We start from the raw sequence: 26198 nt of genomic DNA on the forward strand, positions 1-26198 counted from the left end.
GAGGTGTATCTTGATGCAGGGGTTAATGTGCCAGAAAGCGATCGGTCCGACTCCTATCTAGCCCAGCAGAGTATCCAGGGAAACCAGGAACGCTTTCGACAACTCTACCAACGCTACCACCAGCGAGTTAGGTCAACCATGTACCAGCTGTGTGGCCCATCCTCCCTCGACGACTTAGTGCAAGAAGTTTTTATGCGGGTATGGAAAGGATTGCCCCAACTGCGGCAAACATCGCAATTTTCCACTTGGCTTTATCGTATCAGTTGGAACGTAGCCTGCGACCAACGGCGGAAATTTGCTCAGCAGCGCACCTTTGACACCAAACTAAAAACTGAAAACTCAGAACAATCCTCAGCCCCGGATCTTATGCAGCTGCATTATAAAGATCTAGTGCAGCGCGGACTAGCTCAACTCAGTTTAGACCATCGCGCTGTAATAGTACTGCACGATCTCGAAGAAGTCCCTCAAAAAGAAATGGCTGAAATTTTGGGTATTCCGGTGGGAACCGTCAAATCTCGCCTTTTTCATGCCCGTGCGGCTATGCGACAATTTCTCCAGGAACAAGGAGTTCACCTATGAAACAGCTGCCAACAGATGATGATGAACGCTTAGTGGAATTCCTCAAGGCTAACCGTCCAGATGTTCCCTCACCAGCACCGGATTTAGAAGCACGGATTTTCCAAGCTGTGAAGTCAGAACCTTCGCTAAATGTGCGCCGATTCTCTAAGCGACTGTGGCTGTTTCCACCCGCCATTGCTGCCGGTGTGATGTTGGTTTGGGGAAGCAATATGCTGCGGTTAGGCGTCAATACATTACCCTTCCAGCTTCCTTTGCAAGTAAGCCGAACCTCAACAACTACAATGCCAAACGACGCCGAACTCGTTAGGATCGAATCCTTTTTAGAGAATAACTGGAATAGCGTTGTAGCGAGTAGCCAAACGGAAGAAGAACTCGAAAATACTTCAGCCGATTGGATGCAACTAGCCAATACAACCGAGCAAAATTCAACTAAATCAACTTTAAGAGAAACAACAAGGAGATAAATTCCCATGTTTTTGAACCGCGCTTCTACTATAGCCGCTTTAACCCTATCGATTGGAAGCGCTGCTGTTTTTATCAATCCCAATCCTTGGCTATCACAACAAAGCATTGCCCAAGATGTAAATCCTATCAATCGGCCCGATCGACCAATGCCGATGCCGCCTGGGATTCGGGAACTAAATCTCAGCCAAGACCAAATCCAGCGTATACAGCAAATTCACAACCAGTACAAAGACCGGATGTCCCAAAGCGTACAATCCCTGCGCCAAGGACAGCAAGAATTGCAAACCATGATGGCGGGTACGGCTTCCCAAGATCAATTGCGCGACAAACATCGCCAAGTTGAAGCAATAGATCGGCAGGTTAGACAGCTAAGATTTGAAAGTATGCTTGCTATGCGAGAAGTACTGACCCCAGAACAACGTCGTCAGTTTGCCCAACGTATGCAAAACCAGCGGAGAGGTATGAGGAATCGCCCAGGTAATAGAGGCCCAATGCCTTCTCCTCAAACTCCACCGACTAGGTAGGACGTATGCTGGAATAGCGTCGGTATGCGATCGCATATAGGGACTTCCAAACAACAAAATATCTAACGACTTCTTGTGGGATGGGCGAGACGCCCATCTTAGAAGCGATTTCGGCTCTTCCATACTTAGTGTGCCAAATTATTAGTTTTCTGGTGTCCTACACCTTCGCTGCCTGGGATTTCAAAGCGATCGCCCCGTCAGGAGCAAGTTGCCATAGGGAAGCTAAGGGTCTGTATCTTCTCCTTGAAAGCTTTCTCCACAACTAGAGCATCTTAATGGATGATGCTCTATAACTGAGGTACACTTTTCAACTGGGTATAAGTTGCGGCTTTTTCCTTCATGCCCTGGTTGACCACCTCTTTTTTTTTCGCTTTTTTTCGGTGGTTTCTGAGTAAATCCAGGTGTGGGTTGAATTTTGTGATTGCTGCTATCGTTCTGTGGAATACTGTGTACTTATAAAAAGCTGTTGATTATTTGAAGCTACAGGGTGTGGATATTCCTGAAGAACATTTGAAACATTTATCGCCGCTGGTTTGGGAGCATATCAATCTGACTGGTGATTATGTTTGGAATTTGAAGCAGGCGACCAGTTTTGACAAGTTGCGCCCTTTGCGGGTGAAGTCAAATAAGTATCGCTGAAATGCTTGCTGGATAATTGTTTCAGCCTTAGCGTACAATTTTCCCGTTTTGGCACGGTGATGCCTAGTTCTGGGATTATCTAATAATGTATTAGGAGTATTGTACGCCAAAATACCCTACATAGCGATATAATTGCGATTAAGAGTGTCACACTTACTCTAAGCCTTCTCGCGCACCGTGAGCTAACAGGAACTCAAGCATATTTTTGTTCTTTTGTATGACAGATCTATGTAGTGGACTAAACCCCTTAGAATCCTGAGCATTAACATCAGCACCATAGGCAACAAGAAGCCTGATAATCTCGTCATCACCTGACTTCTGAAAAGCAAGGCAGAGTGGGGTATAACCTGACTTATCTGTTAAGTTTACTTCTGCACCACGAGACAAAAGATATTCCACTATCTGTCGGCGATTACGTTGTACTGCTTCACATAAAGCACTGCTTCCTGCTTGATTTATATGATTAATATTAGCATTACATTCCACGAGAAGTTCTACGATATCTTGATGTCCGAGGCGGGCTGCCCAATGTAGAGGACTATTGCCATGTTTGTCCTCTGCATTGACATCTGCACCATGAGCTATCAAAAGTTCGCCAATGTCTCGACAACTTACAAAAGTTGACTTATAGCCTACAATTGCAACCCGATGGAGAGGGGAAAACTTGAAGATTTATGTCTTTTCGTTGACTCTTGCACCATGATTTAGAAGAAGTTCAATCAAATTTATATTTTTATATTTATACCCAATGGCTGTAATCAGCCATGAATCTCCTTTTGACATTCCTTTTGTTAATTTGGAGTTGGCATCTATTCCCTGTGCAAGATAGTACTTGACCAATTCAACATCTCCAAGCATCACAGAGATGTCTGGCTCCATGACAGCACCATTGTCCAGCAGAAGTTGAGCAACCTCCCTATGCTCACCACAAGCTGCTAGGTATAAAGGAGTGCAGCCATCTCTCGTTCTGGCATCGATTTGCGCTCCATTAGCAATAAGGAGTTCCACTATATTCCGATGTCCTTGGGTAGCTGCCACATGCAAGGGAGTTTGACCATTGCCGTCTACCACATGAACACTTGCACCACTGGCAATTAGTAGTTCTACGATGTTTTTAGCTCCACTATGAGCGGCAACGATTAAAGCTGGAATTCCCATTATCATCATAACGATACTCAATCGTCTGAACAACCACACCATTCTTCTTCAACTCCTCCCTCAACAAACGGTCATTATCATCATAAGAATAAGTAATAATCCCCTCAACCGAATCATTCTTACTGATGCGATTACCCACCTTATCGTAGCTATACTCAACAATCCGATTTCCAGCAACAGCATCAGTTATTGTTTCCTTTGTCAACCGATACAACCCATCATATTCATACTCAACCTTCCTTCCACTTTGTTCTTGTACGATCCGCCGATGACTTACCAAATCGAGAGTATAATCGAAACTAAAAATTACTACTCCATCTTTAGAATATTTCAGTAATTTCAATCGATTTAGTTCATCATAATCGCGAGTTTCGACAACACGATTGGGAAGATTACTTTGCTTCAGATTGTTTGCAGAATCGTATAAATAAGTCCTTGTTCCTTCTCCCGGAAAAGTCACCGTCTGCAAACGACTCCGCTTATCATAAGTATAAGAAACAGTACCATTGGGAGTTCTCACTTCTGTGCGATTACCCGCCGCATCATACCCGTATTCAATCGTCGCAACACTTGCTAAATAAGGCCCATTCGTCGGATCGGTCCGAGAAATCAACCTGTTACGTTCATCGTATTTAAAAGTAGTAGTTCCTCTCCCATCAACAATCTTATCAATAAGTCCTCTAGGAGTATAAGTAAAGGTGACGGGAACTTGACCGCTATCAGAGGAAAACTCTTTCTTAATCAGACGATTTTGTTCGTCGTATTGATAACTAATAGAATCGCCGTTAAAGTCCGTGGTGCTGTAAACATTTCCTACCGGGTCATAAGTCGTGTACGAACGCTGATTTAGCGGTAATTCTGTAGCAATACAACGACCATTTTTGTCATACTCATACTCAGTCCGACGGTCAAGGGCATCCTCAATCAAAACTAAGCGATTCGCCTCATCATACCCATACTCGGTTCTCACTTCAGTGGGTGCAGTACCAGAGGGATTGATTGTTTGCACTACATCAGTCAGCTGACCATTAGCATCATACTCGTAACGAGTGATGTGTCCTGCCTGGTCAATGTCAACAACTTTGCGTCCTAATTTGTCATACTCAGTGCGCGTTGTGGGATTATCAGAAAGGTTATTAGGAGTGCTGTCTGGATAAATTGTCTTAATTAATCGGCCTAGACTATCGTACTCATAACGAGTCACCCGTCCCAGTTGGTCAACTTCAGCAATTTTTCGCCCTGCTTTATCATATTCGTTGCTAGTTCTAGGATTATCCGATAACGTATTAGGCGTATTATCGGGATAGATAGTTTCTATTAATTCCCCTTTAGCATTATATCGATATTCAGTCCGATTCCCTCGTTCATCAACTTGCGCCTTAACTTCCCCAGTCTTATAATACTCAGTCTTACTTCTAGGATTCGTTGCTAAATAAGCAGGAGTTTCATCAGGATAGACAACATTAGTCCAATCTATCGTAGCAAGTGTTTGAGTTGGAGAAATTACCGAAATCAACTGAGGCAAAGTATCTGTTACTTTCGGATAAATCGTCTCAATTTCTCTTCCCGTATCATCATACCTATAATGCGTTACCCGTCCCGAAAGGTCAATAGTACCACGTTTACGACCGCCTTTATCGTACAAATTAATCGTTTTAGGATTATCTGACAAGTCAGATGTCTTATCTGGATAAATAGTCTCAATCAATTGACCCTTATTATCATAACGAGATTCAGTTTTGCGTAACAACGCATCAATAATAGCAATTTGATTCCCGTTCCGATCATATTGATATTCAGTAACTTTATTCTCCGCGTCGGTGAGAAACTTAATTTTTCCAGAGTTGTCGTAATCCCATTTAGTAACGAGTGATTGTATCCCAGAGGGTGTGGTTACTTTCTTCGTTTCAGTCTTTTTATTCCCATTACCATCATAAGTATAGATAGTTTCGTGATTCAAAGCATCCAGAACACTTTCTACATTTCCAGACGAGTCGTACTTAAATTTAGTAACCTTTTTGTTAGCATCCGTCAAAGAAAGAAGATTACCCCTGATGTCATAACTGTATTCAGTTACGTTACCAGCAGGATCAACAGAAGATAGTAAATTTCCACTCTTAGAATAACGATTAGTAGTAGTATTTCCCAACGAGTCAGTTTCAGTCAACAATCGACCATAAGCACCATACGTATATCGAGTAATATTCCCCAACGGGTCTTTTTCACTTAACTTATTCCCCACACCATCATAAGTAAACTCAGTTTTCCACCCCTCTACCCCAGTTTCGGGAGTAATCACCGTCTCACTCAGCGTATTATTATCATCATCATAAGTCCGCTTCGTCACTTTCCCTAACGGGTCAATTTCGGTAACGACATTCCCTCGTTCATCATACTCATAAACAGTCGCCTTACCAAAAAGATCCTTAACAGTCTCGACAAAATTATTCGGGTCGTGAATTAATTCAACTGCATTATTATCCGCATCAAACAATTTCTTCAATCGACCTTTCTCGTCATACTCATTCCTCACCCCCCTTCTTCCCAACGGGTCAATCACTTCAGTCAAGAAATGAGTCCGTTGCGGTTCATTATAAACAAACTTAGTACTATTATTCTCCCTATCAGTAACACCAACCAAATCACCCTTAGCATCATACTGATACTTCACCTCTTTACCCAACAAATCAGTTACCGAAACAATCCTCCCCCCCGCATCCCTCCCAAAAGTAATCGCCTTCCCACTATCGCTAAAAATCCCAGCATCAGTAAACGTCACCTTATTCCCATTCGTATCCGTCGCCGTCAATTCATCGTAGTTTTAGTAGACTTATCAACACATAAATTAGTAGGGTTAGTGTCATGTCGAACCCAGTCAGAGATAGAAAACGTGATGCGGAAATGGGGAAAAAAAGTATTATTTTAGATAGAATAACTAAGTATGGATATGACTGGTAATTATAAATTATTAGCACATAAAATCTGTCCAAATGCAGAACTAACAGTGGACAGATTTCATGTAACAAAAATAGTTCATTAACAATTAAATCAAGCGAAAATTGACCATAAGAAAACAGCAGAATCACTAAACACTAAGTCAATGGCCAAACTATTTAACAGCTTAAAAGGAAGTAAATATACATTACTGAAAGCCGAGGATAAGTTATCTAACAAGCCAAAATAAAAATTACAAAAAGTTAAAGAAGCTTCACCAATAGTGGCAATTATGCACTCATTGAAAGAGGAATTACATCTTTTATTTGAGTCAAGTAAAACTTTAGGAGAAGGAACCTTAAAACTAATTGATTGGTTAAAGAAAGCTGAACCATATTACCGAAATAGTGTCTCAACGATTAAGCGTTGGTTCCCGCAAATAGTAGGTTACTTTGAAAGAAGAATAACCAATGGGGTAGTAGAAGGCATTAATAACAACTTAAAATTGTTAAAACGTTGTGGATTTGGCTTTAAGAATTTTCATAATTTTGAGATACGGGCTTTACTTCTCTGGCATTTTCCTGATAATTTAGCACACCTTCGTACGGGAGAGCCAAGAAAGCTGAACCATATTACCGAAATAGTGTTGCCACCATTAAGCGTTGGTTCCCGGAGGTAGTGGGTTATTTTGAAAGAAGAACAACTAATGGGATAGTGGAAGGTATTAATAACAAATTAAAATTGTTAAAACGTTGCGGCTTTGGCTTTAAAAATTTTCATAATTTTGAACTCCGAGCTTTACTTCTCTGGCATTTTCCTCCTAATTTAGCACACCTTCGTACGGAAGAACCAAGATTTTGACTTCATTGGTGACGGCAATGCTACTTGCTGGTTCTACAATTGCGCTACCCGTTCAGGCGCTCACGCATCAGGATTACAAGACTCAAGCACTCAGTGACCAAAACTTCTCATTCGATCGTGCTTCACCAGCCAGTGCATCGAACGCCTATTCTACTTACTACGCTACTGGTGGTCGAACGGCAACCGTGTTCGCTCCCCCATCTAACGTTCGCTCACGACCAAACGGTAATATTGTCTGTACGATTACCACTCGTCGTCAGATTAACGTTTATCGTTTTTATGACAATAGCCAACAGTGGCTTTCCACCGATGCCTGTGGTGACAATCGGTACGGCGTGATTCATATCAGCCAGATTCGTTTTTAAACCGCGATCGCAGTGCCAGCCGCAGGGCTAGGTGCTGATGTGGGTGCTGGCCTAGCCGCTGGCGGTTGAGTGTTTCGCCGTCCCGATCGAAAATCCCAAGGCGCTACCGGGTTGGGTTGGCTCCAAAAAGCCAATCTGTTTTGTCTAGCTCCGGCTTCGGCCTGTTGGTACTGACCACGACTGGCATTGCACCCGCTGAAGTATTGGGGATAAATAATCGCATAACCCCAAGGCTGCTGGGCAATTTCGGGAGCGTCAACACAACTCAGTCGCACGGTGATAGTTTGGTTGCTGCCTTGACGAACTCGAATCGTGTCGCCGTCACCCACAGACAAAACGCTGGCAGACTGCTGCTGTGCAATAGCCGAGCCTGTTGTCAGGAGCAAGCTGGCAAGAGCGATCGGGAAAAACTTTTTCATATTTGTGTTTTCTTTAAAGTGTTTTTAAGTACCGCCATAGTTAACACTACTATGTCTAATTCGGTGTGGACTGAGAGGTTCAGAAATAACAGCAGTTTTGGCAATATCTCGGACGCTCGAGTAGATAGCAGTTGAGGGGGCGACAAGCGCCCCCGACGCCGCCTTCTTACTCAACACCATCAGGCGGCAGAATCCAAAATCCAAAGTCACGCTGCGGGACATCGAGGCGATTGTGGCGGCTATGGGGGATTAATTTTTAGAAACCCATTCTCGCGAAGAGAGAATCTTTCATTCTTAAGACATACTAAATTTCATTCTTGAGATATATTTTGGTTTTAACTGTATTAATACCCGTTTCTATGTCTAAGGATATAAGTTTATTTAATTAAAAGATCTTAAACTGGAATATCAATCCAAATAGAAACTTATGGCAACTGAGCAAGAACTTCAATCTCTTTTTGATATCTTAGATCTCGATCAAGACGGCAAAGTCTCCATTCATGAGCTTTTTTTGAGCCCTGGTTTAAGTGCGATCATCTCGGCTGAAACAGGTATCAGTAGTCCCCAGCAATTGCTAGCTATGTATGGAGATGGAAACGGTAGTATCAGCTTTGAAGAGTTAAAGGAAGTAGTTAAGGAAGCAAATAATTTAACCTAGCTGTAGGAGACCGCAATCATAATCACTCAAGACCGCAATCAGGATTTTTTCGAGACCACGTTAAATAGACTTCTCCAATAACTCCCAAACCCCCGCCCTGGTTGGTTTTTGACTGCCTGACCCTCATGGCAGGCAGTCAAAAACCAACGTTTCGATAGGGGTTTGAAAAATTTTTGATAAAAACTGACTAAATTCTTTGGGTGACTAATTGCGGCTCTTCCGTACTTAGTGTGCCAAATTATTAGTTTTCTGGTGACTTACACCTTAGCTGGCTGGGATTTCAAAGCGATCGTCCCCAAAGCCGCATACCATAGAGCAAGCTAATGGTGGAAATAATCTCAAAGCCTTACTTAGCAAAGTCTTGAGGATAAATTTAAGTTAATTTAGCACACTAAGTACGGAAGAGCCTTTTTCTCCCTCTTTCTACTTTCCAAATGCGTAAGTCCTCTTACATCTATCTACATGGGTTTGCTTCTAGCCCCAATTCTGCTAAAGCCAACTATTTACGCTCTAGCTTTTCCTCCCTCCAAATTCCCCTCCAAACTCCCGATCTCAATCAGGGTGACTTTTCCCACCTCACCATGACGCGACAGTTGCGTCAAGTAGAAGCCGAATTTCCACCCCCACCGACACCAGTAACTTTAATCGGCTCTAGTTTTGGTGGTTGGGCTTCTGCTTGGCTTGGACAGCAGCAACTACAATGCCAAAAGCTGGTGCTATTAGCCCCAGCTTTTCAGTTTCTCTCCCATTGGTTGCCCAAATTGGGCTCTGAAACAATGCAACGTTGGCAGACAGAAGGATATTTGTCGGTGTATCACTATGGAGAAAAGCGATCGCTTCCCTTAAGTTACCAGTTTATCCAAGATGCCAGTCACTACCAAGACGAACAACTACAGCGCCCCATTCCCACCCTCATTCTGCACGGCATTCACGATGAAACCATCCCCATCCAAGCTAGTCGAAACTTTGCCGCTTCTCGTCCTTGGGTAAAACTCATCGAACTTGACAGCGATCACTCTCTGGCAAACGTCTTCCCCCAAATTTGGCCGGAAATTGGCGCATTTTGCCAGCTACCAGCATAGGATTATAGCAATTGCCAATTTCCAATTGTAGATTCCAGATTGAACAGGACTTACGCACTAACCAAGGTTTAGCCCCCCTAGCCCCCCAAATCTGGGGGAATAGGACTCTTCTCCCCCCAGATTTGGGGGGCTGGGGGGGCGATTGCATAAGTTCTATTGAATTTCAATCTAAAATCTAAAATCTAAAATCTAAAATCTAAAATTTTCATTGCTATGCTGCCCTTCATCCGCTCAGACCTAGCTAAACTTACTGCCTATACACCCCATCCCGGTGGTACTTCCGGCGAACCAGTCCAGTCTGACATGGCGATCGATCGCCTGGATACCAACGAAAGTCCCTTTGACTTGCCAAACGAATTAAAAGAAAAGCTTGTCTGGACGTATCAGCAAGTAATTGAGAACAACCGCTATCCAGATGGCGGTCATGCGGCATTAAAAAGTGCGATCGCACAATACGTTAACGAATCAGCCGCCTCTCTTGTGGCACAGGCATCTTGCCTGTCAATAACACCCGCAAACATCTCCATTGGCAACGGTTCCGACGAACTAATTCGCTCCCTCCTCATTGCCACCTGCTTGCGCGCAGAAGGTTCTATCCTCGTCGCCGTTCCCACCTTCTCCATGTATGGCATTCTCGCTGAAACCTTGGGTATTCCGGTAGTCAAAGTCGATCGCCACGAAACTAACTTTGAAATAGACTTAGAAGCAGCACAAAAGGCAATTGAAGAAACACAAAATCCCCCGATCCGAGTAGTATTTGTCGTTCATCCCAACTCCCCCACCGCCAACGCCTTAACCCCAAAAGAACTAGATTGGCTGCGAAGTTTACCAGAACAAATTCTCATTGTCATTGACGAAGCCTACTTTGAATTTAGCAATACAACCCTAGTAGGTGAATTGCAACAACGTCCCAATTTGGTATTGCTGCGAACCCTCTCAAAAGCTTTTCGGTTAGCAGCTCATCGCGTTGGCTATTCCATCGCTCATCCCGAATTAATTGCCGCACTAGAAAAAGTCCGTTTGCCCTACAATCTCCCCAGCTTTTCACAAACTGCCGCCCTAATTGCCCTCACGCATCGGCAACTATTGCTGGCATCGATTCCTCAAATATTAGCCGATCGAGACGAGTTAATTAATAACTTAACCCAGAACCCAGCCTTAAAAGTATGGTCAAGTTCCTCTAACTTTATCTACCTGCGTCTTATCGCCACCGACAACAATTTAAACGAAGTAAAATTGAGTAATTTGGTGCAACAAGTGAAAGCAAAAGGCACTCTAGTACGCCATATCAGCGGCGGATTACGCATTACAGTAGGCAGTAGCGAAGAAAATAAGCGCACTCTGCAACGCTTACAAGTAGCTCTCAATAACTAGGGACTAGGGACTAGGGAAGTCAAAAGTCACTCATTCAAAAGTCAAAAGAAAGGGGCTATGGGCTATGGACTATGGACTAGGGAAGATTTTGCTCCTCTGCCCCTCTGCCCTATTTTCAATCTTCATTACTACGACGTGCAAGAGCGATCGTTTGCGGCAGAACACCAACTAAATACGCAAGCACATCATCCGGCAGATTAGCCACAGTTTGACTGTCAAAAAAAGCTTCAAATTGGGCAAGCAGCTTCTCAGCTCGTTCTAGAGGATCTGACCTATCTGTTAACTGTTTTGTTAACATAATCCACTGCCGTCGAGTTTTATAAGCAGTCTGTCGTTCCTCATAGGATTCTGGAACAACCAACGAAAAATTGCCCACAGCAACAGCCCGCTGACAATCCATATCAAATGTGCTACCAACACCTGCTCCCGGCCCTGCAAACTCCGCGTGGTAAGATTTGAAAAGGATGAGGCCATTGCGTTTATTCCTACTCACAACTAACAGCTTGCCGCTGTGTAATTGAGCAATAATTTCCGACCCGTTTGGACTCTCATTTTCATGTTTCATCCGTCTTCCCCCTTGGAGACTAATCTACAGTCAAGTGCTTACGCAATAACAAACGCCGGGGTTGCCCCAGCAGCAGAGAAGTCCAACTCGAATCAACTTGGTGCAATCGATACCCTAACTTGAAGTAAAGCCGCCGTGCTTGATGGTTATTTTCCAGTACGTGAAGGTAAATATAATCGAAACCCCACCCCAGAGCAATTCTTTCGCAGCTAAGCAGCAATTGTTTAGCTACTCCCCGCCGACGACATTCGGTTTGCACCGCCAAATTGGATATATAGGGATATTGGGGTACATTCATCAGGGGCCACGGATGAGCTGAGCGCAACGCCATTTCTACTGTTCCTGCTAGGTAATCGCAGTCGGTGGGGCGAATAGTGACAGGCTCTACCGCAACAAAACAAATGTAACGAGGAGAACTTGATTCCAGTCGATTCCGCAAATCTTCGTAAATGCCGAGGCGCAACAACGGATAAATCCAGCCGCTCATACCCGTGCGAGAGTGAAAGCTATCAGCAAGGATTTCTGCAAGACCAGTCAAATCCTTGACTTTAGCTGCACGGATTTGGAAGTGGTTTGAGGCGACTAATTCAGCCATTTGCCCGTATTTGGCGTTTGTTTCGGCTGTGTTTGGCGAAACAAACGCATTTTGCTGGCGGTGTTTTGAGGACGAGAACAAAGGTTTCACAACTTTTTACTGTTTGATATTGGCCACGGCTGGTGCCGGGGTATTGTAAGTTCAGCGTGGTTACTACCAAGATCGGCCTCGGAGAGCGAGCAGCTAGAGCCAATTGCATTAGGATCGTACAGAGGGTGTATCAACCTTGTGGGGGCAAAGCGTTTGTAACAAAAAACTTCGCTCCAAATGTTTCCTGCCGACCAGGACTCTCCTCTAGCAACGAGAGCCAGCTTAAGAGCATATATCGATCGAGCAATGCTAAACTGGTATTTCTCTTACAGCTTAACGCTAGTACGTGCCAACCTTGTCGCTTTTTTGCTACTGGCACTATAACTGTCATCAGCATTGTCTTACGCTTAAAAGTTAAATCCAGTGTTGAGTCAGGCAACCTTAAAAAATTGTTACAAAGGGTTCTGCTGGCTTCTCAGTTTAAGCCAGAAATTTAGTGTTGCGAATATTACTACCGCCCCCCTGCTCCCTCCAAGAATCAAAGTTTCTCCTCAAAGAGTATCTTAGGGAGGAGAGCAGTGTATGAAATCTCCAAGTGTCAACAAGCCACCGCTGACCCGTTAGGGTACAGCGGTGGCTTGAAATACAGCCCTAGTTGACCAGACTGGGCCGGGGAGTTATTAAACTCACCTTGAGGCGCAAGAGTTTCTTTATTCTTTCTTGTTAAACGCAATGCGGCATAGACCTTGCCCCCCTTTTCCGACCCCGCTAATTCCTAAGAAGAATATAGCGAGGGTCTCCAAGGGGGAAGACAGATGAATAAGCCGAAAATTCTAGTTGTCGATGACGAACCAGATAATCTCGACCTGCTGTATCGCACCTTCTATCGTGAATATAAAGTGCTAAGGGCAGAATCAGGGCCAGCCGCACTGGCAATCCTGGCTTCTGAGAGGGATATTGCCGTAATTATCTCGGATCAGCGTATGCCGTTGATGAGTGGGACTGAGTTTTTGAGCCTCACTGCAACTCAGTATCCAGATATCATCCGAATAATTTTGACTGGCTATACGGATGTGGAAGACTTGGTAGAAGCGATCAACAGCGGTAAGGTATTTAAGTATGTAACTAAGCCTTGGGACTCCGAACACCTCCAAGCTGTAGTTCGGCAAGCGCTGGATACTCATAACGTCCTCAAAACGCGCACTCAGGAACTTTGCCGCACGCTGCGTCAGGAATCTCTACTCAATACTGTTACTAATACTATTCGCTCTCGCACCGATTATCGGCAGATCCTCCAGACGATCGTGAATACGGTCGGTCATATGCTGGAGGTAGATATATGTATTCTGCGTCCTTTCCAAGATAACCGGATGGTAGACGAATGGTTTGTTTATCAAAGGCTAAAGGTTCCTTCTGCTAACTTGAGGGAAGTTAGGCAACAGGAAAAAGCAGAAGGAAATGGAATTCCTCTTTTGGCGCAGACGGTGTGGGAAACCCACGATGTACTGGTATTCGATGATGTAGTAACGGACGAGCGGCTACAGGGCGATACCCCCTCGGAAAAGGAACGTGCTCTAGCTTATTCTACCGCTGATATTCGATCGAGCTTAGTAGTGCCGCTGATTTGCCAAATGGAACTGATGGCAGTGCTGGCACTCCACCAGTGCGGAGAGCCGCGCCGCTGGCAGGATGATGAGGTGCAACTGGTATTTATGGTGGCGGATCAAGCTGCCCTCGCCCTAGCTCAGGCACGCGCTTACGAACGCTCTCTGGCTATGGCAAGGCGGGAGGCTTTGATTAACACCATCACTTCAGCCATCCGCTCTTCTCTCGATCCCCAGGATATTTTTGCCGCTATTACCCAACAACTGGGGCAAGTCCTAAAGGTGGATGGCTGCACTCTTTCCCTTTGGACCCAATCGGATGAGTTTGTTCAGTGTGTGGGATTGTATGACAAAAATTTTGAATCCTTAGTTTGGAGCGCAGGGACGGCTTTAGGGGACGAAACTTTAGGAGGACAAAGACCCCAAACTTTCTCCTCGGCACAAAATTCAACACAAAACCTTTCACAGTTGCCGCAGTCTGTGGCACCTATAGCAGGTAATCCCGTGTTGCAGCAGTTGCTGAAAACGATCCAACCTGTGGTAATCCATGACCTAGACGCCAGTCCCCAAATGCAAGGGTTCGATTTGCCCCTACGGTCTTCGGCACGAGCCTTGATGGTCGTACCTCTATTGTTTGAAGGCAAAATCATTGGCAGCATTACGCTGCGGGAAGCGACGAATCCTCGCCACTGGCAACAGGTGGAGATAGACTTGGCCCAAGCTGTGGCAGCCCAAGCTGCGATCGCAGTAGAACACGCCCGCCTCTATCAAAAAACTCGACAGCAAACAGAGCGTTTACAAGAATTAGACAAGCAAAAAACCGAATTCTTTCAAAATATTTCCCACGAATTCCGCACTCCCCTCACTCTGATGATGGGGCCATTGGAATCGGTAGTTAATCACCAACAAGATTTGCCCTACGACCAAGCGGTGATTGCCCTACGCAATTGCCGCCGACTCCTGCGTCTGGTCAATCAACTGCTGGATCTCCAGCGACTCGACGCCAAACGTATGCAAGCCAGCTTCCGCCCTTGCGATTTGGTGATAATGGTGGGCCAAATTGTCGAAGCCTTCCGTCCCTACTGCGAAAAAAAGGGTCTGCGTCTGATCACCGAACTAAACTCCTGTCCAAGGGTCTACTTAGATCCAGAACGATTTGACAAGGTACTCTACAACCTGCTGTCAAATGCGATGAAATTTACCGAAACGGGTGGCAGTATTGCTATCAAGGTGGAAACGGCTGGAGATCACATCCGCATCCAAGTGAAAGACACCGGCATTGGCATTCGCACCGAGCAGATTCCCCACTTGTTTGAGCGGTTCCGTCAAGCAGAGGGGTCTGTTAATCGCTCTTACGAAGGTTCGGGTTTGGGTCTGGCTTTGGTGAAAGAACTGGTGGAACTCCACGGAGGTCAAATTTCGGTAGAGTCGATTTATCAAGCTGGAACTACCTTCACAGTGTGGTTGCAAACAGGAACATTTCATCTGCCACTCGATCAGGTACTGGAAGTGGCAACTCAAATACAGCCAAATCGCGCCGCAGTGGAATTAGCCGATTTGGAACTGCTTGCCCCTGTGGAAAGTGCCGAGTTAAACTCAGATTCTACTGGAATCTCTATCGCGCCAACTCAACGCACAATTTTGGTGGTGGATGACAATCCCGATCTGCGAAACTATGTATCCAGAATTCTGCGGGCATCTGGGTTTGATGTTTTGATGGCTCGCGATGGGGCAGAGGGTTTCGGTGTGGCTCAAGCGAACCGTCCCGAACTGATCGTGACAGATTTGATGATGCCGATGGTGTCTGGTTTGGAGATGATTCGGATGATCCGCGAACAGTCGGATTTGAAGGGAACGCCGATTATCTTGCTCACTGCTAAGGTGGATGAAGATACCCGGATTGAAGGTACGGAACTGGGAGCGGATATTTACTTAGCCAAACCTTTTAACGATCGAGAATTACTGGCGGCTGTACGTAATCTGCTGGTACTTAAGGAAAATGAACGACGGGTGACGGATCTGAATAAATACTTAACTGAGTCGGTTCTGAAGCGCTTTTTACCTCCAGCGATGGTAAAGAAGGCAGCAGCTGGGGATTTGACTCTGGATCTGAAGCCGGAACCCCGCTTGGTCACAATTTTGTTTAGCGATATTGTGGGATTTACTCAACTGTCGAATACGTTGCGAAGTCGTCGGGTGGCTGAGTTGTTGAATGAATATTTCGAGTTTATGACTAGGGCGGTGTTCGATAATGGCGGTACTGTGGATAAGTTTATGGGTGATGCAGTGCTGGCAATGTTTGGGGCCCCGGAGGAACTGACGCCGAATGAGCAGGTGAGAAGAGCGATCGCAACCGCACGCCAAATGCGTCAATATTTGGAGGAACTCAACCTGCGCTGGCAAGATCAGGGCATCCCGCGCGTTCAGTTCCGCTGCGGCATCCACCAGGGAACCGCCGTTGTGGGTATGTTTGGCAGTGCCGAACGCGCAGATTACACAGCGATCGGCCCCACCGTCAATATTGCTTCCCGACTTCAACAAGTCGCAGAACCTGACTGCATCCTCGTTTCGGCTGCTGTGGCTGATTATCTGGATGAGTCTGAAATTACTAAAGGCAGTTCTCTACACCTCAAAGGCGTCGATGAAACGGTTCTGACGTTTGTGGTAGACCCTATAGGCAAAAAATCTGAAGGTTGAAGGAAAAAAAGTTTGTCGGGATAGTTGAATATTGGAAAATTTATGTTATTCTAGTTAAGGTGTCATCTGAGCTTGTTTGCTCAATGCGTCGTAGAATGCGGGCGTAGTTTAGTGGTAAAACTTTAGCCTTCCAAGCTAATAATGCGGGTTCGATTCCCGCCGCCCGCTTTGTAACACAATAATACCAAAGTGCTTCGGCTTTAGTACGAACACAGTCACCGCCTTGCTTTGAGCATTTTGCCACTTGAGATTAAATTCAACTGGGTTGGTTTCAGTGGAGAGAGCGATAAGTTATAGCCCATAGTCATTATTGCTGATTTCCTCGGAAACTTAATAATCCAAATACATCTGCTACGGATAATTGCCAATCAGTCAAAACACTCAAAACTGGCAAACTATCTTGTCCTTCCATAGTTGTCGGTAACTGATTGGGAGTAAATACCATAATTAATCGTTCTTGAGGTTCGATAAACCAACCAAGTTGAGAACCATTTTTCAGACAAAAAACAATTTTATCTATGACACGAGTAGGAGTTTGTTCGGGAGACAGAATTTCTATTACCCAATCCGGTGCAATTTCAATCTTATTTTCAATTTCCCCATTAGCATCTAAGGGAATGCGCGACCACTCAAAAACCGAGATATCTGGTACTAGAGAACGTCCCCCAAAAGTTACTCGTAACTCAGTAAATGCAGCAGCTAGATGTTGAGGGTAACCAGCTTGGTTAATAGTAGCAGAAAAAAGAGTTTGAACTTGACTGTGTTTTCCCTGTCCCATAGGTTTTTGATAAATTTTTCCATCAATGTACTCGCTGGCCGGTTTCGTTTCTGGTAATTGCAAAAACTCTTTTAGAGAAAGTTTAGCAGGCGACTGGATAGAAGATATCATCATTATTCTCCATGCTGTGAGTAATGTGCAGTAAAGAAAATTAAACAACTAACCAACTAAATAAATCTGCTCCCGATAATTGCCAATCACCCAATACACTCAAAACAGGTAAAATCTCGTCATTATACTTCACATCTGGGGTTTGATTGGGTTGAAAAATCATCACAGATTCATCTTCAGGATCAATTAACCAACCTAGTTGTGTCCCATGCTTTAAACAAAAAATAATTTTCCTAATCACGCGATTAGCGGATTGTTCGGGAGACAGAATTTCAATAGTCCAATCTGGTGCAATATTAAACCTATTTTCAATTCTACCATTTGCTTTGCGGGGGATGCGTGACCATTCAAATACTGTAACATCTGGGACAACTGCACCGCCACCAAATGTGCAACGTAACTCAGGGAAAGCATAAGCTAACTTTTGTGGTTTGCCCATTTGATTGATAGAAGATGCTAACTCACTTTGCAGAATGCTGTGTTCTCCCTGTGGCATAGGTTTTTGATAAATTTGACCATTAATGTACTCGCTAGCTGGTTGAGTTTCTGGTAATTGCAAAAACTCTTCTAAAGATATTTTGGTGGGTGATTCAACTGAAGATACCATAAATTATTTTTCCTTAAATAGTCCGAAAGCCCCATAATAAAAATTAGGGCAGACACTTACTTATGCCTACCCTCTTCAACACTAGGGAGAAACCGAGATAAATTATCTCGGCAGATTGTCAGGTAAGTAAGGAAACGCCCGATCTACCTAATCTTTGCCCCCAACTTTGTCCAGGGACTTTCCGATAATTTCTTCCACAGATTCGACGCCCTTGGTATTTCCAGGACGTTTCATCTTGTCAATGTCAGCGGTTCCTTGAACTTCGTTCAAACCGGGATTAGTTTCCTCGATTTGCTTTTTGAGACCGTAGGGGTTGGACAAAACTGCTTCTTGTGATTTCTTCTCAATCTCTAACAGGTTTGCTTCGCCTTGGGTGGGACTGCTGGTATTGGTGCTGGCGCTGTAAGCAGGCGTTGCATAGGACATCAACAGCACGGCACAAACACAAAGACTGAGCAGAAAACGAACTGGACGCAACAGAGCAGAAATGTTAAAACGAATAGAGCGCATTGAAAGGTTCTCCTATTTATCGAAATTGGTAGCTATTGGTCGTTAATAGGCTAAACAAACGTTTATTTTCCACGACCTTCCTCTATTTGCTCAAATTTTTAACTTTCTTGCCTCTGTACCTGGATAGATTCTGTATTGATTGCTCCAAAAGCATCCATCATCTACCAAAAGGCGGATCGGGTTGCTGGTTTAATCTCTTCGGTAGATCGAAGTTGATTGTCTCCAAAGCATTTGTCATCTACCAAAAGGCGTATCCTCTTGCTAACTCAATTAAGCGAGAAAAACTCAATACTGGGTAAGAGTGGGTCTCGAATAATTCCCACACCCGCAAAACCCCAACGCTGAAGTAGATTTTTTAGCTGAGAGCCAGGAATAGATTCTACCCCAAAGCGATCGACTACATTTGCGCCGTGGGTGTTGAGATAGCTCAGCGCCTCGAAATCTTCGTTAAACAGCAGCAGGTAGCCTGAATTAGCTCCTTTAGTATCTCTGTCAGGATGGGCAGCCAGATAACGACCGTCGGCTTTAGAACGAACTAGGTAATAAAGTTGCGAGAACATGGCGACTTTGGGGATTGGTCATCGGTCATTGGTCATTGGTCATTATCAAAGAACTTTTGACTAATGACAAATGACCCATTACTAATGACTAATTCAGATTTTCCAGACGAATCCGGGGGTCTACACCCTTGAGCAGCAAATCTGCCAACAAGTTGCCTACAATCAGCATTACACCTCCCATCATCAGACTCGCCATCACCAAGTAGAGGTCTTGAGCCAACACCGCCTGCAAAATCAGACGTCCCAAACCGGGCCAGTTAAAGAAAAACTCGGAAATAAAAGCACCGCTCAACAAACTAGAAAACTCAAAACCCAATAAAGTAATCAAAGGGTTGACCGCATTGCGAAGCGCGTGAACATAGATCACCCTGTTTTCTGGCAAACCTTTAGCACGGGCTGTCTGGATGTAATCTTGGCGCAGAACGTCTAGCAATTCTCCCCGCATAATTCGCTGCAACCCAGCAAAGCTGGTAATACTCAGCGCTATAGTGGGTAAAATCATGTGCCAGCCAATATCCAAAGCTTGACCCAAAGGCGTTAGCTCGGCGTAATTAATGCTCGTCATTCCTCCGACTGGAAACACTGGAGAAATGTTTTGCGCCAAGATTAGGAGTAGCAGGGCTGTGATAAAGCTGGGAAATCCTTGTCCGGTATAACTCAGCAACTGTAGGAAATAGTCAATGCGGCGATTTTGATTTACGGCAGCAACAATGCCCAAGGGAATTGCGATCGCCCATGTGACAATCAGGGAAGAAATTGCCAGCAGCAGAGTATTCGGAATTCGCTCCCACAACAAAGAAGCTACCGATCGCTGATAAACAAAACTCATGCCAAAATCACCTTTGGTGACAATCCGCCACAGCCATAGCATATATTGCTGTAGGCCCGATCGATCTAAACCAAACTGCCGCCTGAGTTCCTCAATCCGTTCCGGCGAAATCTTAGGATTCTGCCTCAGTGTATCTAAGTAATCGCCTGGAGCCAATTGAATAATCACAAACGAAAGTGCTGACGCCAGCAGCAGGGTCAACAGTGCCTGCAACAATCGCTTTGCCACATATACAAACGTCTCGCTGGTGACCAGGGCTTTAGGCCAATTCCCACCAGCCTCCAACGATCTGCGATGCGAGGAATTTTTAGTAGAAGTCATCAAAACATAGGCTCCATTTCGCCTACAGCAATTTTAGATTTTGGATTTTGGAGTCATCCAAAATCTAAAACCATTGCGATCGGATAGCTAATACTCGATCAGCGTTACGATCGGCAAATCGGGAAGATGTCGGCGTCCGTCCAAATCCCGTAGCTCGATGATAAATCCAAAACCAACCAAATCGCAGCCTGCCTGCTGCACCAACTTTGCCGTAGCAGCTGCCGTTCCCCCAGTAGCAATCAGATCGTCCACAATTAAGATCCGACAGTCTGGCTGCAAAGCATCCTTATGTACCTCCAGCCGATCGGTGCCGTACTCTAGTTCATACTCGATCGAGTACACCTCTGCTGGCAACTTCCCTGGCTTGCGGACAGGAATAAAGCCAGCGCCCAGCTGATAAGCTAAAGGCGCTCCCACAATAAACCCACGCGACTCCATTCCCACCACATAATCCACCGCCGGGAAGGTGTCCTTGCACTTTTGGGTAAAAGTGTCGATCGTATACCTGAGCCCATCGCTCGAGCGCAGGAGAGTAGTAATGTCCCGAAATAGGATTCCCGGCTTGGGAAAATCTGGAATGTTGCGGATCAGAGACTTTAAATCCATAGATGTTTAATCAAAAATTGCGTTTAGGACAGGCATCGCCTGCAAAACGACCGTTGTAGAAAGATGAAACTCGATCGGTCCCCAGTACGTAGGGTGCGTCAACACCGCCCCAATCAAGAGTTCCCATTCGCCTTCACTCAGATCGCCCTGCAATATAGATGCCTCAGAAATCGTACACTAGAGAGTTGCACTGTTTGATATAAATGCCTACATTCAAAATCAAGCTCGGTTCTTCAACAGGTAGGGTAGAGATATGGCACAAAGACCGAGACTAAAAGTCACAAGTCAGTGATGCTATCCGCTAAACACTGGACATAACTGGACAATCAGTACATTCGGTGAAGAGATAGCCAGTCTAAGCCTTTAGTGGGCTACGTTACTTAGGTCATGGCACCTGCGAGTGCTTTCCAGCTTGTAGCTCTGCCGTTCAGTTTTAAACATTCCTATTTAGCTAAGAAAGTAAACTGATCCGAACAAGCCTAAGTAACATTGACGAGGAAAAAATTACCTCATATTGGGCGATTAACTGTTCGCGCAACCGGGGTGTTTGAAATGGTGACAATCAAAGGTAAAGTCAGCCCAGTTAGGGCTAAATACTGCCAAATAGTTCATCGAGTTGATGGATATAGTTATGCCGCATAGTCTATATTTGTCCACCGGATCTGCGATTAGAGGCGATCCGATCGGTTTTGGATTGCTTTTGCAACAGTCCACTCCACCTACCCAGCCAGTCTAAATGAAAGTCTCCGCTAACGTAATGTATTTAGATAGTCCACCAGCCCAAACCATTCCCGTCATTTTGGACAGCTTGCCCGTTCCAGCTACTTTTGAGGAGCGGGAAATGCCGCGCCGCGCCAGGCTGCAAATTGACCTGATTCTACTGGCAATTGAAGCCTTGGATCTCAGCGGCTCCGAAGCCATACTGACCACCGCTTCCGAACTAGAACTACAAGATATTATTAAAAATCGAGTCAACCTATGGCGGCTTCGCAGTGCGAACCCCCTGCGACGGTTCAGCCAGCGCCGTTCTCTGAGTGTTGTGGAGGCGAAAGCTTTGGTGGTAATTGCCTCCTACCTGGCGCGACGCATGACGGTTCTGATCCGGCAATTGCTACTGGCTTATCAACAACTGAGCGAGAAGCAACTGTCGATGGAACATCATTTTCGCCTTTCTGACTACCTCGATCGCTTCCGCAAACACTTCCGCAGCCGGATGAACCCCCGACGCTCTGGGGTGATCGCTTACACCTCTGACGAAAAATTAAACGATCTCGCCATTTCGCTGTTGGGCGAGTTGCTATTTTGTACCGGCACTGCTGGAATGCAGCGGTTTTGGAGCAGTCTGTTTGACGGCGAAATTTAATCGGTCGCTGGGGAATTTCAGATTTAAAATTTATTTTAAATCTGAAATTTTAAATCTGAAATCTGAAATTGTAAATGACAACTAACAACTAACGACTCAAAATGACTATACAACGCCAGTACAGTCTGCCCAATTGCACTCTGCTCTTGGAAGGATTGAATGATGCAACCACTGGTAGCGGCCAATTAGAGGTGCGCCCGGTCATGTCGATTTTGGTGAATGCAGAGTGTCATTTGGCAGGTTCTGCGCCACCACTCACCGGCGGACGAGAATTTTTTGATAGTTTGGTGACGGCTGTGAGCCGTTATGCCCAGGAGTTTTTAAGTGGTGTACATCATCCTTATAATACCCAAGAGCCGCCGTTGGTGCAGTTACGACGAATCAATCGGAATTTACATCGATTGATTGTGCAACGCCGGGCAGATGTTCATCTGGCATCTAACGGCATGATGGGTAAGACAGGATCGACGGCACCAGTTGAGATTGATATAACGACGGTGCAGCTGTTCGATTTGGTGGAGGCGGTGGATCAGTTCTTTGCCGACTCTCAAACTTTGCCGGGATTGTCGCTGCTTTTGACGCCTGTAGAACGGCGATACGCTCATGCTGACCAACCCGTCCTTAAGCGAGCTGCACCTGCTGCTATAGGGGTGTCGAGTTTGGCTGTGGCTGCTCTAGCTCTTTTCTTCGTCCCAATTCCAGAAGTGCAGAGACCTAAAGAACCTCTGCCCCAAGCCAACTCTAACTCGCTTTCTACTACTTCCGGTGCAGAAGGACAAGTTACAACTGGTTCTGGGCCGATCGGGCCAACGCCTCTTGCATCGGAAACGCCTTCAGCTTCCCCCGTCGCCCAAACAGCAACGCCTTCGCCCCTAGCATCGGAAACAGCAACGCCTTCGCCCCTAGCATCGGAAACAGCAACGCCTTCGCCCCTAGCATCGGAAACAGCAACGCCTTCACCTTCAGAATTATCCACTGCGCCGACAACAGCGACCGTGGGGTCAGAAATTACTGACAATAACACGCTCAGAGATTTGAACGGAAAACTCCAGCAGCAAATTCTGCAAAACAAGGAAGAAAAGTTAAAGTTTCCACGACAGTTGCTTTACCGTGTGGCTATGCGTCCAGACGGAACAATAGCAGACTATGAAGCACGCAACCAACCTGCTAGGGACTACGAAAACCAAACCCCCTTACCTAAGCTGAAATCTACTAGCACTCCAACTTCATCAGCTACTGGTAGCGAAGAACCTCTTGCTTACTTCAAGGTAGTGTTTACCCTTAGAGGTGTTCCGCAAGTCAGCCCTTGGCGAGGCTATCGGTAAATTTCGGGGATTGGGGAGAAGTTCAGATTTCAGATTTTAGATTTAACAGGACTTACGCAAAAACGAAGGTTTTGCCCCCCTATCCCCCCAAATCTGGGGGGAGAAGAGTCCTGTTCCCCCCAGATTTGGGGGGCTAGGGGGGCGATTTCATAAGTCCTGTTTAAATTATACTTAGCACGGTCACAGACCGAGCTTTTTTTATGCCTGTAGGGGCGAAGCATTCCGTCAAAGATCTTTGGGTTCAACCAACAAATTATTTACGGAATGCTTCGCCCATTTATGCCCGTGCGAAGTATAGATCTGCAATCTGCAATTTAAAATTCCCCATGTCCGCTCAATTCACCTTAAATCGAGATATCTCTTGGCGTAAGCCTTGTGACGCCTCGTTCAATTGCGAGATCGCACGGTTAATTTCCCGCAGAGAATCAGCCGTTTGCGACGAAGCTTCGCTTAACTGAACCATAGCCTCCTTGATTTGCTCAGCCCCCTGCACCTGAGCATCCATACCCTGATTTACCACTTGAAAGCGCGGTGTCAGACTCTGCACTTGCTGAATAATTGACCCTAGTTGGACGCTGATATTGCCAACATCTTCAACGCACTCATACACTTCTTTTGTAAATTTATCCATTTCCATCACACCCGTGGAAACCGCAGCCTGCATTTCTTTTACCATGTTTTCAATATCCAAAGTTGCCACGGCTGTCTGATCTGCTAAGCGGCGGATTTCTCTGGCTACTACAGCAAAACCCGTCCCATACTCTCCCGCTTTTTCCGCTTCTATAGCGGCGTTGAGAGAAAGCAAATTTGTCTGGTCTGCGACCTTAGTAATGGTAGTGACAACGCTATTAATGTTATTTGCTTTTTCGGTAATTATTCCCAGTTTTGTAGATATAGAATTGGTGGAATTAGCTAAATTACGCATGGTGTTTTCCATGCGAATCAAATCTTTTTGACCGCCGCCAGCAGATGTGGCGGTTGCTTGGGATAGTTCCGCAACTCGATCCATTGTCTGTACCAGTTCTTTAGAGGTGGCAGAAATCTCGTTTGTTGTGGCTAAAACTTCGTTTGCAGAGGCGGCTTGTTCTGTGACTGTGGCTTCTAATTGTTTGCCAGAAGCGGCGATTTGAGTGGTAGAAGTGGTAATCTGAATACCAGACTGCTGCACCAGGCGAATTAATGAATTTAGGTTTAGACTCATCTGACGGAAGGCGGCAAGTAATTTTCCTATCTCATCCATTTCTTCGGTTACTTGGACTTGAGCGGTAAGATCTCCCACTGAAATTTTTTCTGCAATTCTCACAACTCCAGCAATCTTTGCCCCCAATGGTTTCGCAATTGTATTGCTGAAGTAAATACCAAAAATTACAGCAATCAGGGAGCCGATCGTCATACCTACAATCACCAAGAACTTGCTTTGAGCTATATTATGCTGGCCATCCTTATAAGCTTTGGCTGCCGCATCTTCGTTTATCTTGATATCTTGGAGAAGCGATGCTGTCGCCGCCTCAAACGAGGGTCGATTAGCCTGGGCTTTTTCAGAGATTTTATTAAAAGCATCAGCTGCTGCTTTTGCTGCTGCAAATTGTGGGCTATTCCCCTGCCCATTGCTGAGCAGGTCAAGCTGTACTTGCCGGGGTTTGAGAATACCCAGGCTCTCGAATTGTTGATTAAGTTGCAGTAATTCTTGATGATTTGTCTTCCACTTATCCCAGTTTACGAGCAGTTGTTTGTATACTCTGTCTTCTTCTTCACTACGAGGAGTGGTTTCATATTGTTTGAATCCCTCGTTTATTTGTTGCCAAGCTGAATTTATTCTCGCTAATTCCTTCTGCCTTGCATCTGCGGAAAGTGCTGAATCTAGCAAGGCTCGTTCTGATGATTCAATTTGGGTTTGCCCTTCATTAATTTTCCACAATCCCTGCACGCTTGGTAGGCTATTCGTAGTCACCGTGGTAAGCATTGTGCCTAAAGTAGAAGTAGAAAACCAGCCTACCATACCCACAATTAATACGATTGAACCTATCAAGACAAACGCGCTTATTATTCTGCTTTGCAGACTTTGATTCTTGAACATAAGTTGGCCTTTGGTTGGTTGTCTATTGTTAGTTGTCTTTTACGTAGAGCTTAGGTTCTTCCGTTCCTGGTATACTAAATTACTAGGCAGGCTTACTGGGCAAGAGTTTAACTTAAAAAGTTGCGCTTAAACTGAAAGCCTTGCTAAGTAAGGCTTTTGAGATAAACTTTTCACTTTTAGCATCCTAAAAACCATTTTTCGTCTTCGGGACTTACACTTTTATACCAAAGAAACCCGTTTTCTCGTTCTCACCATCAAGAAACCCAACGCTACACGGGTGGTGGTTGGGTTTCGCTATCGCTCAACCCAACCTACAGCCTGAAATGCCGTGATTACCTTAAAAACCCGGGTTTGGAGCGTAATTACTATTAATAGATGCACATTACACCAATATTAACATACTTCTTAGGGTAGAAAATAAAAGTAATTTTATATGGTGAAAACAACCAATTATAACGAGGGGCTAGGGGCTAGGGGCTAGGGGCTAAGCTGCTACGCATCTAATTTCACAGTCAGTTTTTCTGAGCTTCTTGTGGGATGGGCATCCTGCCCGTCCTTGTAT

26 protein-coding genes, 1 tRNA gene and 2 pseudogenes are annotated in these 26198 nt (G+C 45.2%); 15 read left to right on the forward strand and 14 right to left on the reverse strand.

Annotation, left to right across the window (positions count from 1 at the left end; all coding sequences use genetic code 11):
- Nucleotides 1-3 precede the first annotated feature (3 nt).
- From LAY41_RS26180 to LAY41_RS32900, 4 genes are all read left to right on the forward strand, one after another.
- Entirely contained in the window at nt 4-579 is a 576-nt protein-coding gene (locus LAY41_RS26180; RefSeq protein ID WP_420840349.1) for a sigma-70 family RNA polymerase sigma factor, read from the forward strand.
- The gene (locus tag LAY41_RS26185; protein WP_249104554.1) at nt 576-1043 is read left to right on the forward strand and encodes a hypothetical protein; all 468 of its coding nucleotides are present in this window, start codon (nt 576-578) and stop codon (nt 1041-1043) included. Before LAY41_RS26180 ends, LAY41_RS26185 begins: the two co-directional genes overlap by 4 nt.
- 6 nt (nt 1044-1049) lie before the next feature.
- A complete protein-coding gene (locus LAY41_RS26190; RefSeq protein ID WP_249104556.1) occupies nt 1050-1568 on the forward strand; it encodes a Spy/CpxP family protein refolding chaperone in 519 nt (172 codons plus the stop codon).
- 474 nt (nt 1569-2042) lie between these two features.
- Nucleotides 2043-2207, forward strand: coding sequence for a Tn3 family transposase (locus LAY41_RS32900; protein WP_420840350.1), 165 nt, complete (start codon nt 2043-2045; stop codon nt 2205-2207).
- Between the two features lie 153 nt (nt 2208-2360).
- Here LAY41_RS32900 and LAY41_RS26200 read toward each other — a convergent pair whose 3' ends face one another.
- Genes LAY41_RS26200 through LAY41_RS26210 form a run of 3 tightly spaced genes read right to left on the reverse strand, consistent with a single transcriptional unit; the run spans nt 2361 to nt 6144 of the window.
- A complete protein-coding gene (locus tag LAY41_RS26200) occupies nt 2361-2879 on the reverse strand; it encodes an ankyrin repeat domain-containing protein (RefSeq protein ID WP_338023056.1) in 519 nt (172 codons plus the stop codon).
- On the reverse strand, nt 2880-3374 hold the full coding sequence (locus LAY41_RS26205; protein WP_249104560.1) for an ankyrin repeat domain-containing protein: 495 nt from the start codon (nt 3372-3374) through the stop codon (nt 2880-2882).
- Nucleotides 3331-6144 carry an RHS repeat domain-containing protein gene (locus LAY41_RS26210; RefSeq protein ID WP_249104563.1) on the reverse strand — a complete coding sequence of 938 codons (2814 nt, stop codon included), beginning with the start codon at nt 6142-6144 and terminating at the stop codon, nt 3331-3333. The genes LAY41_RS26205 and LAY41_RS26210 overlap by 44 nt, the downstream gene beginning before the upstream one ends.
- 168 nt (nt 6145-6312) lie before the next feature.
- Here LAY41_RS26210 and LAY41_RS26215 point away from each other — a divergent pair, with 168 nt between their 5' ends.
- The 4 genes and pseudogenes from LAY41_RS26215 (at nt 6313) to LAY41_RS26230 (ending at nt 7525) form a co-directional block, all read left to right on the forward strand.
- Nucleotides 6313-6405 (forward strand): transposase, encoded by a 93-nt coding sequence (locus tag LAY41_RS26215; RefSeq protein WP_249104565.1) that lies wholly within the window; start codon nt 6313-6315, stop codon nt 6403-6405.
- 159 nt (nt 6406-6564) lie between these two features.
- Nucleotides 6565-6978 (forward strand): annotated as a pseudogene (locus LAY41_RS26220) (ISL3 family transposase); the annotation flags it as partial.
- Nucleotides 6918-7160, forward strand: a pseudogene (locus LAY41_RS26225) (transposase); the annotation flags it as partial. The pseudogenes LAY41_RS26220 and LAY41_RS26225, both read left to right, overlap by 61 nt.
- Complete coding sequence (locus LAY41_RS26230) at nt 7157-7525, forward strand: hypothetical protein (protein WP_249104567.1); 369 nt, start codon at nt 7157-7159, stop codon at nt 7523-7525. The pseudogene LAY41_RS26225 and the gene LAY41_RS26230, both read left to right, overlap by 4 nt.
- Here LAY41_RS26230 and LAY41_RS26235 read toward each other — a convergent pair.
- Nucleotides 7522-7944, reverse strand: a complete 423-nt coding sequence (locus tag LAY41_RS26235; protein WP_249104569.1) for a thermonuclease family protein — start codon at nt 7942-7944, stop codon at nt 7522-7524. The genes LAY41_RS26230 and LAY41_RS26235 overlap by 4 nt on opposite strands.
- A 427-nt stretch (nt 7945-8371) precedes the next feature.
- Here LAY41_RS26235 and LAY41_RS26240 point away from each other — a divergent pair, with 427 nt between their 5' ends.
- The 3 genes from LAY41_RS26240 (at nt 8372) to LAY41_RS26250 (ending at nt 11058) form a co-directional block, all read left to right on the forward strand.
- Nucleotides 8372-8602: an EF-hand domain-containing protein gene (locus LAY41_RS26240; RefSeq protein ID WP_249104571.1), complete on the forward strand. Its 231-nt coding sequence runs from the start codon at nt 8372-8374 to the stop codon at nt 8600-8602.
- A gap of 434 nt (nt 8603-9036) precedes the next feature.
- Nucleotides 9037-9684 carry a YqiA/YcfP family alpha/beta fold hydrolase gene (locus tag LAY41_RS26245; RefSeq protein WP_249104573.1) on the forward strand — a complete coding sequence of 216 codons (648 nt, stop codon included), beginning with the start codon at nt 9037-9039 and terminating at the stop codon, nt 9682-9684.
- A gap of 213 nt (nt 9685-9897) precedes the next feature.
- Nucleotides 9898-11058: a histidinol-phosphate transaminase gene (locus tag LAY41_RS26250; RefSeq protein ID WP_249104576.1), complete on the forward strand. Its 1161-nt coding sequence runs from the start codon at nt 9898-9900 to the stop codon at nt 11056-11058.
- Nucleotides 11059-11173: 115 nt separating this feature from the next.
- On the opposite strand, the gene LAY41_RS26255 is transcribed toward LAY41_RS26250, so the two are convergent.
- The 3 genes from LAY41_RS26255 to LAY41_RS26265 all read right to left on the reverse strand — a co-directional run bounded on the left by LAY41_RS26255 (nt 11174) and on the right by LAY41_RS26265 (nt 12687).
- Nucleotides 11174-11623, reverse strand: coding sequence for a hypothetical protein (locus LAY41_RS26255; protein WP_249104577.1), 450 nt, complete (start codon nt 11621-11623; stop codon nt 11174-11176).
- Nucleotides 11624-11642: 19 nt separating this feature from the next.
- Nucleotides 11643-12308: a GNAT family N-acetyltransferase gene (locus LAY41_RS26260; RefSeq protein WP_338023054.1), complete on the reverse strand. Its 666-nt coding sequence runs from the start codon at nt 12306-12308 to the stop codon at nt 11643-11645.
- Between the two features lie 130 nt (nt 12309-12438).
- Nucleotides 12439-12687: a hypothetical protein gene (locus LAY41_RS26265; RefSeq protein ID WP_249104579.1), complete on the reverse strand. Its 249-nt coding sequence runs from the start codon at nt 12685-12687 to the stop codon at nt 12439-12441.
- Between the two features lie 376 nt (nt 12688-13063).
- Here LAY41_RS26265 and LAY41_RS26270 point away from each other — a divergent pair, with 376 nt between their 5' ends.
- Both LAY41_RS26270 and LAY41_RS26275 read left to right on the forward strand, forming a co-directional pair.
- Entirely contained in the window at nt 13064-16549 is a 3486-nt protein-coding gene (locus LAY41_RS26270; RefSeq protein ID WP_249104582.1) for a response regulator, read from the forward strand.
- Nucleotides 16550-16646: 97 nt separating this feature from the next.
- Nucleotides 16647-16717, forward strand: a tRNA-Gly gene (locus LAY41_RS26275).
- Between the two features lie 139 nt (nt 16718-16856).
- Here LAY41_RS26275 and LAY41_RS26280 read toward each other — a convergent pair.
- The 6 genes from LAY41_RS26280 to LAY41_RS26305 all read right to left on the reverse strand — a co-directional run bounded on the left by LAY41_RS26280 (nt 16857) and on the right by LAY41_RS26305 (nt 20871).
- On the reverse strand, nt 16857-17438 hold the full coding sequence (locus LAY41_RS26280; protein ID WP_249104608.1) for a Uma2 family endonuclease: 582 nt from the start codon (nt 17436-17438) through the stop codon (nt 16857-16859).
- A 40-nt stretch (nt 17439-17478) separates the two neighbouring features.
- Entirely contained in the window at nt 17479-18045 is a 567-nt protein-coding gene (locus tag LAY41_RS26285; RefSeq protein ID WP_249104583.1) for a Uma2 family endonuclease, read from the reverse strand.
- 147 nt (nt 18046-18192) lie between these two features.
- Nucleotides 18193-18555 (reverse strand): low temperature-induced protein, encoded by a 363-nt coding sequence (locus tag LAY41_RS26290; RefSeq protein ID WP_249104585.1) that lies wholly within the window; start codon nt 18553-18555, stop codon nt 18193-18195.
- 266 nt (nt 18556-18821) lie between these two features.
- Nucleotides 18822-19115: a hypothetical protein gene (locus LAY41_RS26295; RefSeq protein WP_249104588.1), complete on the reverse strand. Its 294-nt coding sequence runs from the start codon at nt 19113-19115 to the stop codon at nt 18822-18824.
- Nucleotides 19116-19203: 88 nt separating this feature from the next.
- Nucleotides 19204-20265 carry an ABC transporter permease gene (locus tag LAY41_RS26300; RefSeq protein WP_249104590.1) on the reverse strand — a complete coding sequence of 354 codons (1062 nt, stop codon included), beginning with the start codon at nt 20263-20265 and terminating at the stop codon, nt 19204-19206.
- Nucleotides 20266-20352: 87 nt separating this feature from the next.
- A complete protein-coding gene (locus LAY41_RS26305; protein WP_249104592.1) occupies nt 20353-20871 on the reverse strand; it encodes an adenine phosphoribosyltransferase in 519 nt (172 codons plus the stop codon).
- Nucleotides 20872-21607: 736 nt separating this feature from the next.
- Here LAY41_RS26305 and LAY41_RS26310 point away from each other — a divergent pair.
- On the forward strand, nt 21608-22234 hold the full coding sequence (locus LAY41_RS26310; protein WP_249104594.1) for a DUF3038 domain-containing protein: 627 nt from the start codon (nt 21608-21610) through the stop codon (nt 22232-22234).
- A 101-nt stretch (nt 22235-22335) separates the two neighbouring features.
- Complete coding sequence (locus LAY41_RS26315) at nt 22336-23559, forward strand: DUF4335 domain-containing protein (RefSeq protein WP_249104596.1); 1224 nt, start codon at nt 22336-22338, stop codon at nt 23557-23559.
- 334 nt (nt 23560-23893) lie between these two features.
- On the opposite strand, the gene LAY41_RS26320 is transcribed toward LAY41_RS26315, so the two are convergent.
- Complete coding sequence (locus LAY41_RS26320) at nt 23894-25636, reverse strand: methyl-accepting chemotaxis protein (protein ID WP_249104598.1); 1743 nt, start codon at nt 25634-25636, stop codon at nt 23894-23896.
- Nucleotides 25637-26198: the final 562 nt, after the last annotated feature.

Origin of the sequence: Argonema galeatum A003/A1 (genome assembly GCF_023333595.1) — a bacterium.
Taxonomy (GTDB): Bacteria; Cyanobacteriota; Cyanobacteriia; order Cyanobacteriales; family Aerosakkonemataceae; genus Argonema; species Argonema galeatum.